Here is a 14,146-nt window from a genome sequence, read left to right on the forward strand (position 1 = left end):
TTTAATATTTTAAATATATGCACTTTTAATTCTAAGTACTAGTATTAAAAAAGAGTATTATTATTAAATATGCAAAAGTATGATGAAACAAGTATTCAACAATTAAAAGGTTTAGAAGCTGTTAGAAAACGTCCGGGAATGTACATAGGGAGCACGGATGTAAATGGATTACACCATCTTATTTGAGAAATCGTAGATAACTCTATTGATGAAGCGTTGGCTGGATTTGCTAATGTTATTTTGGTTACTTTAACAAAATATGGTTCAGTTATAGTTGAAGATAATGGTCGTGGTATTCCTGTTGGTAAAACCGAAACTGGAAAATCAGCTGTTGAACGAGTGTTTACTGAGCTACACACAGGAGGTAAATTTGACAGTACGGCTTACAAAACATCAGGTGGGCTTCATGGTGTCGGCGCCTCAGTTGTGAATGCTCTTAGCACAAAACTTATAGCAACTGTATATAAAGATGGTTTTATTTACGAAACTGTTTTTATAAATGGTGGCGAAGTTATTGAGAAAAGAACACAAGTGATTGGTAAAACCTCGAAAAGAGGAACCAAAGTTGAATTTTGACCTAATTATGATGTCTTTAAAAAATCTAAATTTAGTTATGAAAAAATTTCTGAGCGATTAAGAGAGAGCAGTTTTTTGATTGGTGGTTTAAATATTAAGCTTTATGACGAGGTTAGGGAACAAAAAGCTGAATTTCAGTATGAAAATGGAATTGAAGCTTTTGTTGAATTTATGAATGATTCTAAGAACCCGATTGGAGAAATTTATACATTTTCAGAAACTAGAAGAGATATTGAAGTTGAGTGTGGATTTCAGTACACAGATAGCTACAACGAAACAATTTTATCTTTTGTAAACAACGTAAAAACAAAAGACGGTGGAACTCATGAAGTTGGTTTAAAAACTGCTTTAACTAAAACATTTAATGAAATAGCGCTTAACGAAAATATGATAAAAGGGAAAAATACGTTTGATGGCGATGACATCCGCGAAGGTCTTACAATCATTATTAGCGTTAAAATTCCGGAGAAATACCTTGAGTTTGTTAGTCAAACTAAGGATAAACTCGGAACACCCGAAGCTAAAAGTGTAGTTGAAGAGGTTGCTTTAAAATACCTAAAAATCTGGTCTATCGAAAATAAATCGCTTGTTAAAAAAATTTTGGAAAAAATTAAAAAAGCGGCAGAAGCAAGAGCTAATGCCCGTAAAGCACGTGCTGAAGCACGTTCAACTAAGAATGCTTTAAAAGAAAAACAAATTTTAAGTGGAAAATTAACCCCAGCTCAATCAAAAACCCCTGCCGAAAAGGAGTTATTCTTAGTCGAAGGTGATTCGGCGGGCGGGACTGCTAAAAAAGGGCGTGATAGAAGATATCAAGCTATTTTGCCACTAAGAGGAAAAGTTCTAAACACTGAAAAATCAAGATTGTATGAAATCTTAAAAAATGAAGAAATCGCAACAATTATAAACACGATTGGCGCAGGAGTAGGCGAAGATTTCGATATTAAGAAAGCTCAGTACGGAAAGGTTGTTATAATGACTGACGCCGACACCGATGGGGCTCATATTCAGATTTTGCTGTTAACATTTTTCTTCAGACATATGCGTCAACTGGTTGATGCGGGAATGGTTTATTTAGCACTACCCCCTTTGTTTAAAATTCAATCCGCTAGATCAAAAAATAATATAGTATATGCTTGGGATGAGGCTGAACTTAAGGAAATTTTAGCTCAGGCTGAATATAAAAATGCAGAAGTTCAGCGATATAAAGGGTTAGGTGAGATGAACGCTGACCAAATTTGAGAAACAACAATGAATCCAGAAACTAGAACACTTGTAAAGGTAATAATAAGCGATGCAACCTTAGCTGAAAGACGAGTGTCTACGTTGATGGGTGATAAATCTGAGCCGAGAAAAGAATGGATTAACGCCAATGTCGAATTTACGCTTGAAGACGATTATGAATTATAGGGAAAGGGGCTGAAATGACTGAAAAAAATAAAGCGAAAATAGATATTTTAGTTGACAAAATTGTTTCAGAAAATATTGATTCGATAATGGCCGATCGTTTTAGTCGATATTCGAAATATATTATTCAGCAACGTGCATTACCCGATGTTCGTGACGGACTAAAACCAGTACAAAGACGTATTTTATACTCAATGAGTGAATTGGGGTTGTTTGCTAATAAACCGTTTAAAAAATCGGCAAGAGTTGTTGGAGATGTTATCGGTAAGTACCATCCACATGGAGATAGTTCGATTTATGAAGCGATGGTTCGGATGGCTCAGGATTGGAAAATGGGTCGAACTCTTATTAAGATGCACGGGAATGTTGGTAGTATTGATGATGACCCTGCTGCGGCTATGCGTTATACTGAGGTCAGACTTGAGAAAATTAGTGAGTATATACTGGGGGATTTAAAGAAAAACACAGTAAAATTTGCTCCAAACTTTGATGATAGCGAAAAAGAGCCGATTGTTTTACCTTCTATAATTCCTAATTTATTGGTCAACGGCGCAAAAGGTATTGCGTCAGGTTTTGCGACCGATATTCCTCCACATAACTTAAACGAAGTTATTGATGCGGCAATTGAAATGATAAAAGATCCGAATGCTTCTTTGTCAAAGTTAATGCACTATATTAAAGGCCCTGATTTTCCGACAGGAGGAGTAATTTATGGGCAACAAGGAATTATTGATGCATTCGAAACAGGGCAAGGAAAAATAGTTTTAGCCTCAAAATACAAGATTTCCGAGGATAGCAAAAACAAATATATTGAAATTAAGGAAATACCTTATGGGGTTGTTAAGAGTAAATTAGTTCGGGATATTGATACTTTAATTAGCGATGAAAATATTAATGGTCTTTTGGAAGTAAAAGATATGTCAGATCGTGATGGAATAAGTATTCTTATAACATTGGATAAGTCAGCAAATATTGACACTTTATTGAGTTTTTTACTGCAAAAAACTGATATGCAAGTATATTACAATATTAATAATGTGGCAATCGTTGATTATTCACCTAAACTTTGCAGTTTGCAAAAACTGCTTAGTGAATACATTTTACACGTCAAGGATATTAAGATAAAAACATTAAAGTTTGATTTAGCAAAATATAAGGCTCGCTTAGAAATTGTAGAAGGTTTTATTAAGGTTAGTGAAATAAGTGATGCAGTTATTAAAGTAATTCGCGAGAGCGAAAATGGCAAACAAGGAGTTATTGATAATTTAATAAAAGTGTTTGATTTTACTCAAAATCAAGCAATCGCAATTGCTGAATTAAGATTATATAGATTATCGCGAACCGATAAACAAGCGTTCATTGAGGAAAAAACTGAATTAGAAGAACTGATCAGAAGATGCGATATTTTATTAACTCACCCATCAAAATTTGATGAGTGAGTTATTGAGCTTTTGAAGGGTATAAAAAAAGAATTTGGTGTTGAAAGAAAAACGGAAATTAAGCAAGAAATGTTTAAAATTAAATACGACCAAGCAGATTTAGTAGCTGACGAAGAAGTAATTTTATCTGTGACAAAACACGGCTATATTAAACGTTTTTCGGAACGAGTAAAAGATTCAAATGACTGAGATACTTTTGGATTAAAAGAAGAAGATCAAATTGAGTTTTATGGAAGAGTTAACACAACAAATAATATTTTGGCATTTACTAATTTTGGTAATTACGCAATGGTTCCTGTATTTAAAATTGCGGAAAGCAAGTGAAAAGATTATGGCTCGCATTTATCAGAGTTTGTGGAGTTAGCCCCACGAGAAGAAATTGTTTCAGTAATTAATGTTAAAGATTTTACTAAAACTGAATTTATTGTGCTGTTAAGTAAGCAAGGAAATGGTAAAAGGGTTTTATTAAAAGATTTTCATGTATCAAGATACAACAAAACATTTACAGCAATTAAATTGCGAGATGATGATGTTTTAATTAGTGCGAAACTTTCAAATGGATATAAAGATATTCTTATTTTAACGGAACGTGGATTAGCATCAATGTATAGTGAAAATGAGATGCAAGTTTATGGAACGAAATCAAACGGGGTAAAAAGTTGCTTTTTATCAGGTGGTGATTATGTTATGGCATTTGCAATGGTCGAGCCAAAGGAAAATATTATGTTAGTTTCACAGGGCGGCTATGTAAAACGCTTAAAGGTTAGCTCAATCAATCCAGTATCCAAAAAACATTTAGGAAAACCTTTGTTTAATCAATCTAAAAATAAGTTGATTATAGTTAAAGATATTGAAATTATTACTGAAAACACTGAGATTTTTGTTCGTTTAAATACAGGTCAATTATTACTTGATAAATTAAAAGCTTACTCACTACCACAAAACAGCGATTCTTTTTCACGTATTAAAGTCGATAATATTGTAGATCTACATTTTAAACGATCTGTTATAGCGGGTGATTCAAGTTCTATTGAGCCTATTTCATATGAAAAAAACAGTGAAAAAGAAACGGAAATTATTGAGCATGCTCAAAAAGAGATTGACAGCTTGCTTGATATGGATGTTGATGCAATACTGAAAAAATTTGAAATTAAATAAAAAGACGGTATTCAAACCGTCTTTTACTATTTTTCGTTCTTGATTTGCTCCAAAATTTTTTCAATTTTCATTGCACCGTCAATAACTGTATCTAATTCAAAATGCAACTCGGGAACTTTACGTCAATCTAATGAATGTGCGATTGATTTTCTAATATAACCCGATGCATTTCGAATAGCTTCAAGACCTTCTTGTTGCTTTTCGCTAAAGGTTACAAAGATTTTTGCGTGTGAAGAATCTGCAGAAAGTTCACAGTCAACAACTGTTGGATTGATAATATTTGCGTTTGTTAATTCAGTAGTCACAATTTGAGCAATCATTGTTTTCAACTGACTTTCTTTTCTTAATGAATTTATGTGTTTACTCATAATTCTTCCTTTCTTTGTTATTAGGATTTTTATTCTTTACTTAAATTATATTACTTAAATAAGACAATAAGGCTAGATTGATAAATATTTATAATAAATTAAATTAGGTAACTATAACTGGTATACAGCGAATTCATTGCAATTTAATTTTTCAAATTCAATAGCATTTTGTGTGTATTGGGTAAAAAAACTTGCCATTAAGGCAAGTTGAAGTTAGAATTCATATTTTTCTGGGTGTTCAGACATCATTTTAGCTACAAATTCTTTTTTAGGTAAAGATCCATGTTGAACCATTAGTTGTTTACATTCTTCAAGTTCTTCCATTGCTCATTGCTCGTCTTCAAAACCTGTCACTTTTGATGCTCCTGGTTTTTTTCAGTTTTTATAGTTGTTGAAAAATGTTTCAATATCTTTTAAAAATGGTTCAGGTAATTCCGCAAGGGAATTGATATTATCTAAGCGATAATCATCTGCATGAACTGCAATTAATTTTGTGTCTGTTTCTCCTGAATCGATCATTTTCATTGCGCCGATAATTCTTGCATTTAAAACAACGCCAGGAATAAATTTTTCTGGTGAATAAACTAAAACATCTAATTCATCACCGTCTCAGTCAAGGGCGTTTGGAATAAAGCCATAGTTGGCTGGATAAACAAAGTCTCCTCTTAGAATTCTGTCTACGTGAATTTGACCATCTGCACGATCGAATTCGTACTTGATATTAGATCCCTTTGGGATTTCAATTTTAATTTCAATAATATTTTCTTTTGACATAGTTTAATTATAAACATAAAGAAGCAAATAAATTAAACGTAATGTGCAAATTTATTAATTAAAGTGAAATTTAATACCAAATAAAGGAAATAATTTTATAATAATAGACATATATAGTTAATTTTGACATTTAAAATTGATGAGAGGTATAAAAATGAAAAAAGCTTTTAGCGAAAAAGGAGTTGCTTATACAGGGCACATCGATGCTGAATTTGATGCTATCGTTGTTGGAGCGGGTCCTGGTGGATATCTAGCAGCTGAAGAATTAGGTAAGTCAGGCAAAAAAACTCTAATTATTGAAAAAGAATTTTGAGGCGGCGTTTGCTTGAACGTTGGATGTATTCCAACTAAGGCGATGTTAGCATCGGCACACATTATTGACACATTAAAACACGCTGCTGACTATGGTGTTGTTGCTAATTTAGAAGATTTAAAAATTAATTTAGAAGAAACTTGAAGAAAAATGCACGAAAGAAAAGCTGCTGTTGTTAAGCAAATTTCTGCTGGTGTAAAAATGTTGATGAAAGGTAGCAAAGTAGCTATTGAAGAAGGTGAAGCTGAATGATTAGGTTCACACGTGGTGAAAGTAAACGATAAAGTTTACAAAGGTCAAAATATTATTATGGCTATGGGTAGCCGTGCTCGTAAATTAAATTTAGAAGGTTTTGAGCAAGGGTACAAAGACTTTAAGGTGATAACATCACGTGAAGCGATTAACTGAGATAAAGAATTGCCAAAATCAGTAACTATTGTTGGTGGAGGTGTTATTGGTGTTGAATTTGCTCAGGTTTTTGCAACTGCTGGTTCAAAAGTTACAATTATTCAAAACACTGATAGTTTATTAACAGGTTTAGACAAAGATGTGATTAAGGAAATTACAAAAGCGTTTAAAGCTCGTGGTATTGAAGTTATTTATGGAGCATCAACTACTGCGTTAAACGATAAAAAAGAGCTTGTTTATACAGTGAATGGAGAAGAAAAAACAATAGAAAGTGATATTTACTTGCTAGCTGTTGGTCGTGTCCCAAGTTCTCAAAACCTAGAAAAAACAGGTGTTGAAATTGGCCCAAGAGGTGAAGTTATTGTTGATGAATACTTGAGAACAAACGTTGAAAATGTTTATGCAATTGGTGACTTAACAGCACAAAATATGTTAGCTCACGTTGCTTATCAACACGCTTTAGTTGCCGTAGCACATATTTTAGGCCATGATGTTAAATATCTTCTTTCAAAACCTACTCCTGGATGCATCTACACGCACCCAGAGATTGCGGTTGTTGGCTTAACAGAAGAAAAAGCAAAAGAACTAGGAATGGATGTATTTTCTTCAAAATATGCATTTGCATATTTAGGAAAAGCAATTGCGACAAAAGATACAGAAGGGTTCTGTAAACTTGTTGTTGACCGTCAAAGTGGATTAATTGTTGGTGGGTCGATTATTGGTGCAAATGCTACAGATTATATTGCAGAAATTGCAATGGCAATGGAACATAAATTAAGTGTTTCGGATGTTACTTATACAACTCACCCTCACCCAACATTTAATGAAATTGTTTGAGAAGCAGCGCGTTCAGCACACTTAAAATTAGAGTTAGAAAAAGCTAAGATTTAATTACTAAAAAAGTGCAATTGGCACTTTTTTATCATCTGGAAAGTGATGTTGCACTTTTGGAATTGATAATTGTGTGTATAATTTTCCTATGGCCATTTTAGTTAAATATGATATAGAATTTAATAATATTTTTGAATTGATTTATAACACAAGCGTAATTAGTGATGATTATGAGATTATCAATCTAGAAAAATCTAAATTAATTGTTCATTATGATAAAAATACAATGAATGTAGCGTCAGTGGTTATTGAGCAAAATTCAATTAATCATTTAAAACAATGATCAATAGCTAGCGATAATTTTAAAAGCAAAATAGAAGAAAATATCAATAAAAATACTGAAAAACAATACATTTTTACTGATAAAGCTACTATTAATGTTGGAAAAATCATTGAGCGCTCACCGCATCCCAAAAGTGAAAAATTATTTGTTTTAAAAGTCGATTTTGGTAATGAAGTTAAACAAATTATTACAAATACAACTTACACATCTAAAGGTAAATATTTAGCTTGATACAATGCAGGTTCACTTAGCCCTGATGGAAACGAAATTAAATTAGGTGAGGTAATGGGGGTTAGTAGCGAGGGTATGCTTTGTTCCGCGGACTCTTTAGGGTTAACTGATTTTAAAGAAGAATTTGAAAATGATGTGTTAGCATCCATAGAAAATAATCAAAAGGATATGAAATTAGGCGAAAATATTACTAATTTTTGACCTGAGTTAGTCGGACTATAAAAAGAGGTGATAATGAATGTGCTAAAGGAATTAAAAGATAGAGGAATCTTAAAACAGATTTCAAATGAAGAAAAATTCAATCAACTTAAACCTTCTGAGGTAGCTGTTTATGCAGGTTTTGATCCTACTGCTAAAAGTTTACACCTAGGGAACTATATTATAATGGCGACCTTAAAAAGATTTCAGATTGCGGGATTTAAAACGTATGCAATGGTAGGGGGAGCGACCGGGATGATTGGCGACCCTTCGTTCAGAGATTCTGAAAGAATTTTGCTTGATAATTCGCAAGTTAATGAAAATAAAAACAAAATTAAATTACAATTAAGCAAAATTGGCTTAGATGTAATCGACAATTACGAAATTTATAAAGATATGAATATATTGACATTTTTAAGAGATGTTGGTAAATTAGTTAATATTTCATATATGCTTGCAAAAGATTCTGTTTCTTCTCGAATTAATAGAGGGTTATCATTTACTGAATTTGCTTATACACTGCTTCAAGGAAATGACTTTTTGAACTTATACACAAATGATAATATTAGAGTTCAAATTGGGGGATCGGACCAATGAGGTAATATTACGACAGGATTAGACATGATTTCGACAGTTTTCGGCGATGCGAATGCAAAAGCCGTAGGTATTACTTTAAATCTTTTAACTGATGAAAATGGAAATAAAATTGGTAAAAGTACTGGTGGTGGAGCCTTATGATTGGATAAAACAATGTCTTCCCCATATAATATGTACCAATATTTAGTGACGCAAGGTGATTTCGTTACTGAAAAAATGTTATACTGATTTACTTTTTTAAAAATTGAAGAAATTGCCAAAATTATTGAAAAACATTCACAAAATCCAGCAAAACAATACGCCCAGCAACGTTTAGCTTATGAGGTTGTTAAAGATATTTTCGGGGAAGAAGATGCTCAAATTTCAAAAAACATAGCATCTATTTTATATTCTAAGGACTTTGATGCAACTCAATTAAACGTCTCAGATATTGAGTTAATGCAACCTTATTTAAAAGTTGTGCAGGTGCATAAAAACGCAAATTTAATTGAAGAATTAATTGGCAATAAGATCCTTAATTCAAAACGTGAAGCAAGAGAATTTATCCAAACGCAAGCATTAAGAGTTGATGGTGAGGCAGTAACCGAGTCTTATAACTTTAATCCTAAATTTTATCAAGGTAAATTTGCTATACTTAAAAAAGGTAAAAAACAAACTATTTTGTTAAAAACAATATAATTTGTTTATGCCGATTTCGCTTAGTGGTAAAGCAGCTGACTCGTAATCAGTAGCCACGAGTTCGATTCTCGTAATCGGCACCATATGATGTTAAAGGCTGTGTAGGCCTTTTTTCTTTTTTTCAATATCAATAAGTTAGTATTTCGTGCTTTTTGTTGTATGTTTTTAGTAAAAAATATTAAAATATAATTAATTTATGTTAAGGAGTGAATTATGAAGAATAATAAACTAAAAATTCTAGTTGGTTTTGGATTTGTTTCATCGATTGCGGCATTAAGTGCTACTATAATACATGTTTCAGTTGCGTCAAAAATAGAGAAAAATTCTAAAAATGAGGTAATTAAATTGTTGGATGAAAACATTAAAAAAATAAATGACCATAAAAATAAATTATCATCATCTGATTTTGTTGATGGCGATTATAAAAAAGCATTAGAAGATTATAAAGCTTTCATCGATTTATATGAGTTGTTATATAGTCAACCAAAAATAAATTCTGACATAGATTTAATTAAAAAAATGAATCAATCAAAGGATATTTTAGAAACATTCCCTGGATTTTTAACAAGACTTAATAATCAACTAATTTATAATGAAAATATTGCTCTTGCAAAATTTGCTCACGTAATATTTGATTTGTTTACATTAAGAAACGAAACAAGAAATCTAACATCATTAACCGAAGATAGAAAAAAAGTAATTATTAGCGAAATAATACCTAATTTAAGAAAAGGTATTAAAAATGGTTATAAAAATTCAAAATATTTACGAGAAAATAGTGAATTTAAAAATCAAGACATAAAATATAATAATGAGTTGGAAGCTATTTTAGTAAAAATAAATTCAAAAAGTCTAATTAACATAATGTCTTAAATATATTTAGCAGTATAAATACTGATTAATTAACAGTATTTTTTAATAAATATCAAAAAATCCACATTTTATATTGTGGATTTTATATTTACGAAATTTTAATTAGATTTAATTAGCTTTTTTGCATAGCGTGCAATAACAATTTCTTCATCTGTACGAACTTTATAGATTGGAAATTTTGAACCAGGTGTAGAAATAACCATATAATCATCATAATTAGCGTTGTTTTTAGGTCCTGAGACTTTGATGCCGTAGGCATGTAAACCTTTAACAACCATATCTCTTACTATATGATCATTTTCGCCAATCCCAGCAGTGAAAACAAGAGCATCAACATTTTTACCTATTTTATTTAGGTAGCTCGCAATATAATCAACTGCTCTGGAAACAAATATATCAATAGCCAATTTTGCACGTGGTTCCTTATCATAAACTTTATGTAGGTCTCTAATATCGTTTGAAATACCAGAAACTCCTAATAATCCTGATTGTTTAACCATCATGTCCTGTACTTCTTGGGCGTCCTGATTTTCAACTCTTACTAAATAATCAGTAATACCAGGATCAATTCCGCCTGGACGCGTACCCATCATTAAACCGTCATATGAACTGAAACCTACTGAAACATCGTATGATTTTGAGTCTTTTACAGCACAAATTGAACTACCTGAACCAAGATGAGCAATAACAATATTAACTTTTTTCTTGTTCAATACTTTTTGCATTTTTCAGGTGATATAGTCATGACTTAACCCGTGGTAACCGAATTTTTTGATATGGAATTTTTCAGCTCATTCCCGATTAATTGGAAAAGTTTGATTTATAAGTGGAATTGTTGTGTGAAAAGCGGTATCCTGGCAAATAACTTTAGTTACATTTGGCAATGCAACTTGAAATGCCTGTACGGCATCAAGAGTTGCTGGCGCGTGTAAGGGAATAAATTTTGCAGCTTCTTGAATACCTGATTTAACTTCATCTGTATAAATTACTGGGGAAAGAAATTTGTGGCCTGCATAAGGCGTCCTAAAACCAACGACTAATATTTCACTAAAATCTCTAATAATACCGTGTTTTTCTCACAATTTTAGTAGTTCTTTAACAGCTATAACATGGTCAGGCATATCTACTTTATATTCAATAGTCTGATTATGATGCTTAATAATAATATTGCCGTCTAATCTAATACGTTCGCAAATACCTTTTGCTAAAAGTTCCATTTTTGTGTATGAATATAGTGCTCATTTTAAACTTGAGCTACCTGCATTAACGGTTAGTATTTTTTGCATAATTAAAGAAATTCATAACCTTTCAAAATAGTGATTGAGGTAACATCGATAACATCTTGAACGCTTGCACCACGACTAAAGTCGTTAATTGCACCGTTTACACCAACCATAATTGCTCCAACAGCTCCATATCCACCCATTCGTTGAGCTATTTTACATCCTATGTTGCAACTTTCAAGATTTGGAAAAATGTAAACTCCGACTGGTTCTTGTGAAGCAGAAGGGAATTTTTTGCCACGAACACCTAAATCATAAGCCGAATCAAATTGCAATTCACCTTTAATAATATTTAAGCCTTTTTCATCAGCGATCTTAACAGCTTCCCTAACTAAATCTGGATTTTCGCCTTTACCTGAGCCATTTGTTGAATATGTTAGGAATGCTCCCAGTGAGTTCATGTCCATTGATTTGGCAAAATCTATTGCATTAGATGCCAAATCAACCAATTGATTTACATCTGGTTTTTGAACTGTTGAAGGATCGGTAAAAATAACTTTTTCTTCCCCTTTGTGCATTATAATAACTGATGACATTGTTTTTATTCCAGGTTTAGGGCCAACGCATTTAAATGCAGCACGCAAGATATCTTGCGTTGAATATATCAATCCCCCGACAGCACTATCAATATCTTTATTTTTAATCATCATAGCACCATAATAAGGACGATAACTTACTAATTTTCGACAGGTTTCTAAATCTTCTTTCCCTTTTCTAATTTCTGCCATTTTTTGAGCATATTGTTCAATTTTTTCAGTTTCCTGAGTTAAAATAATGTTTTTTAATCCATCCTGAACTACTTGGGTTTCGTTTTCAAGAAGCATAATTGGATTTGCTAAATTGTGTTCCTGAAGGTATAGAGCTGCTTCGCGTGCTCTTTTATCATCACCATCAATAAATAGAACTGATAATATTTTATTTTTTGCTTTTTTAGCAAGTAATGTTTGTATGTGTTCACTAAAATTTGACATTTTTACATCTCCTTTTTGTTGATATGTATTAACTAAATTTTATTATTTTTGGATTTGATTTTCAGACAAAAATAATTGTTCTTAATGAACAAAATATTTTTTTATTTTTTTAATGTGTTTAGGTAGTTTCTGTTCAAGACTATATTATAGGTACATAAGTAAATACATCAATAAAAATAGGCGTTTACAAAACACGAAAAATTTTTTCCATATATGTTTTTCATATTTCACAAAATTAACACATTTAATTTTTAAGAAGCTTTTAGAATTGAAATGGCGGAAAAGCGTTGATTAGTTTATCTGCGAAATTTTTGAGGTATTCAAAATTAAACAAAATCTTTTATGAAATTAAAATCGTAAATTTAGTTTTATATTATAATAAACATAGCAATATTAATGTTTTAGCCATTGATGCATCAGGCAACAAAAAACGTTAAATTGCTGTATAAAAAATTCAAATTTTATAGATCTTACCTATTCTATATTGGAGGAAAATAATATGTCAAATTCAGAAGACAAAAAACCAGAATCAGCTCCTGCGGTTGTTGGTTTAATTAAAGTATCAGATGAAGTTTTAGATTTTTCATGCTTTAACAAGAAAAAAGAAGCTTGTGCAAAAGATGACAAAAAATGCATGGAAGAAGCTAAAAGTGATTGCGAACTTTCACCACGTGAAAAAGCAATTTTGGAAAGACTAAAAGCTAAAGAAGCTAAATAGTTAAAGGGATTTAAAATGGCAGAAATTATTCAACCTAAACCTTTAGAAGCTAAAGTTGAAAAAATAGCTCCAATTCGTAAAGCTATTGCTAAAAACTTAAAAACAGTGATGGATACAATTGCATATTGTGCTTTAACACGTAAAGGTGAAGTGAATGCATTGTGAGATCATCGTAAAAAACACGTTGCTACAATTCAAGAAAAAGAAGGTGTTAAATTAACATTTTTATCTTGAATAGTTAAGGCAACAGCTATTGCATTGACTGAATTTCCAGCATTTTTAGGTGCTTGAAATAATGAAACTGGAGAAGTTACTTACCCAGAAACCGTAAATATTAACATTGCTGTTGATACGCCATATGGTCTAGTTGTTCCAGTTATTAGAAATGCAGAAAAAATTAGTATTGTTGAAATACAAAAAGAAATTGTTCGTTTAGCGGGTCTAGCTCAAGCTAAAAAATTAACTATGAAAGATATGTCAGGTGGACACTTCACAATTACAAACGTTGGTTCAGTTGGCGTTATGCATGGTTCTCCTATTCCTAACTTGGGACAGGTTGCGATTCTAGCTGTTGGAGCAATTGCTGACGAAGTTAAAGTTAATAAAGATGGGTCATTTGCGGCAACTAAACAACTATATTTAAGTATAGCTGCAGACCACCGTTGAGTTGATGGTGCGGACATGGCTCGTTTAAATAACAGAATTTTTGAATTATTAGAAAAACCAGAATTATTAGGAGAATTATAATTATGTTCAGAATGAAATTTACAGACATCGGTGAAGGACTACACGAAGGAAAAGTTGCTGAAGTTTTTGTTAAAGTTGGTGATTCAGTTAAAGAAGGTGATTTACTATTCTCAGTTGAAACTGACAAAATGACTTCAGAAATTCCTGCTCCTACAACAGGTGTTATTGCTGAAGTTTTAATCGAAGCAGGATCAGAAATCACAGTTGGTGATGAAATCTTTGTAATCGAAGAA

At 31.8% G+C, this 14,146-nt stretch carries 12 protein-coding genes, 1 tRNA gene and 1 pseudogene; 10 read left to right on the top strand and 4 right to left on the bottom strand.

The genetic code is table 4. The annotated features are described in order from the left end of the window. The first annotated feature begins 69 nt into the window (after positions 1-69). Both parE and parC read left to right on the top strand, forming a co-directional pair. Positions 70-1,986, top strand: a complete 1,917-nt coding sequence (gene parE / locus MCFN_RS00085) for a DNA topoisomerase IV subunit B (RefSeq protein ID WP_038560905.1) — start codon at positions 70-72, stop codon at positions 1,984-1,986. 14 nt (positions 1,987-2,000) lie between these two features. Further along, positions 2,001-4,580, top strand: a complete 2,580-nt coding sequence (gene parC / locus MCFN_RS00090) for a DNA topoisomerase IV subunit A (protein WP_038560908.1) — start codon at positions 2,001-2,003, stop codon at positions 4,578-4,580. A gap of 26 nt (positions 4,581-4,606) precedes the next feature. Here parC and rbfA read toward each other — a convergent pair whose 3' ends face one another. Both rbfA and MCFN_RS00100 read right to left on the bottom strand, forming a co-directional pair. Beyond that, positions 4,607-4,948, bottom strand: coding sequence for a 30S ribosome-binding factor RbfA (gene rbfA / locus MCFN_RS00095; protein WP_038560911.1), 342 nt, complete (start codon positions 4,946-4,948; stop codon positions 4,607-4,609). Between the two features lie 213 nt (positions 4,949-5,161). Then, positions 5,162-5,722: an inorganic diphosphatase gene (locus MCFN_RS00100; RefSeq protein WP_038560914.1), complete on the bottom strand. Its 561-nt coding sequence runs from the start codon at positions 5,720-5,722 to the stop codon at positions 5,162-5,164. A 154-nt stretch (positions 5,723-5,876) separates the two neighbouring features. Here MCFN_RS00100 and lpdA point away from each other — a divergent pair, with 154 nt between their 5' ends. From lpdA to MCFN_RS00125, 5 genes are all read left to right on the top strand, one after another. Continuing rightward, positions 5,877-7,334 (top strand): dihydrolipoyl dehydrogenase, encoded by a 1,458-nt coding sequence (lpdA, locus tag MCFN_RS00105; RefSeq protein ID WP_038560916.1) that lies wholly within the window; start codon positions 5,877-5,879, stop codon positions 7,332-7,334. Between the two features lie 88 nt (positions 7,335-7,422). Further along, positions 7,423-8,070: a TyrS-associated PheT N-terminal domain-related protein TapR gene (gene tapR / locus MCFN_RS00110; RefSeq protein WP_038560919.1), complete on the top strand. Its 648-nt coding sequence runs from the start codon at positions 7,423-7,425 to the stop codon at positions 8,068-8,070. Between the two features lie 12 nt (positions 8,071-8,082). Continuing rightward, entirely contained in the window at positions 8,083-9,321 is a 1,239-nt protein-coding gene (gene tyrS / locus MCFN_RS00115; protein WP_038560922.1) for a tyrosine--tRNA ligase, read from the top strand. Positions 9,322-9,330: 9 nt separating this feature from the next. Further along, positions 9,331-9,404 (top strand) — tRNA-Thr (locus MCFN_RS00120). Positions 9,405-9,534: 130 nt separating this feature from the next. Next, complete coding sequence (locus MCFN_RS00125) at positions 9,535-10,194, top strand: hypothetical protein (RefSeq protein ID WP_038560924.1); 660 nt, start codon at positions 9,535-9,537, stop codon at positions 10,192-10,194. A 98-nt stretch (positions 10,195-10,292) separates the two neighbouring features. Here the strand turns inward: MCFN_RS00125 and MCFN_RS00130 are convergent, their stop codons facing one another. Both MCFN_RS00130 and MCFN_RS00135 read right to left on the bottom strand, forming a co-directional pair. Further along, positions 10,293-11,480, bottom strand: a complete 1,188-nt coding sequence (locus tag MCFN_RS00130) for an acetate/propionate family kinase (RefSeq protein ID WP_038560927.1) — start codon at positions 11,478-11,480, stop codon at positions 10,293-10,295. A gap of 2 nt (positions 11,481-11,482) precedes the next feature. Continuing rightward, positions 11,483-12,448 (bottom strand): phosphate acyltransferase, encoded by a 966-nt coding sequence (locus MCFN_RS00135; RefSeq protein WP_038560929.1) that lies wholly within the window; start codon positions 12,446-12,448, stop codon positions 11,483-11,485. Positions 12,449-12,947: 499 nt separating this feature from the next. On the opposite strand from MCFN_RS00135, the gene MCFN_RS00140 reads away from it, so the two are divergent. The 3 genes and pseudogenes from MCFN_RS00140 to MCFN_RS00150 form a co-directional block, all read left to right on the top strand. Continuing rightward, the gene (locus MCFN_RS00140; RefSeq protein ID WP_038560932.1) at positions 12,948-13,166 is read left to right on the top strand and encodes a hypothetical protein; all 219 of its coding nucleotides are present in this window, start codon (positions 12,948-12,950) and stop codon (positions 13,164-13,166) included. Positions 13,167-13,181: 15 nt separating this feature from the next. Beyond that, positions 13,182-13,913, top strand: a complete 732-nt coding sequence (locus MCFN_RS00145) for a 2-oxo acid dehydrogenase subunit E2 (RefSeq protein WP_038560934.1) — start codon at positions 13,182-13,184, stop codon at positions 13,911-13,913. A gap of 2 nt (positions 13,914-13,915) precedes the next feature. After that, positions 13,916-14,146: pseudogene (locus MCFN_RS00150) on the top strand (biotin/lipoyl-containing protein); the annotation flags it as partial.

It is taken from the genome of Mycoplasmopsis californica (assembly GCF_000695835.1).
In the GTDB taxonomy this organism is placed as follows: Bacteria; Bacillota_I; Bacilli_A; order Mycoplasmatales; family Metamycoplasmataceae; genus Mycoplasmopsis; species Mycoplasmopsis californica.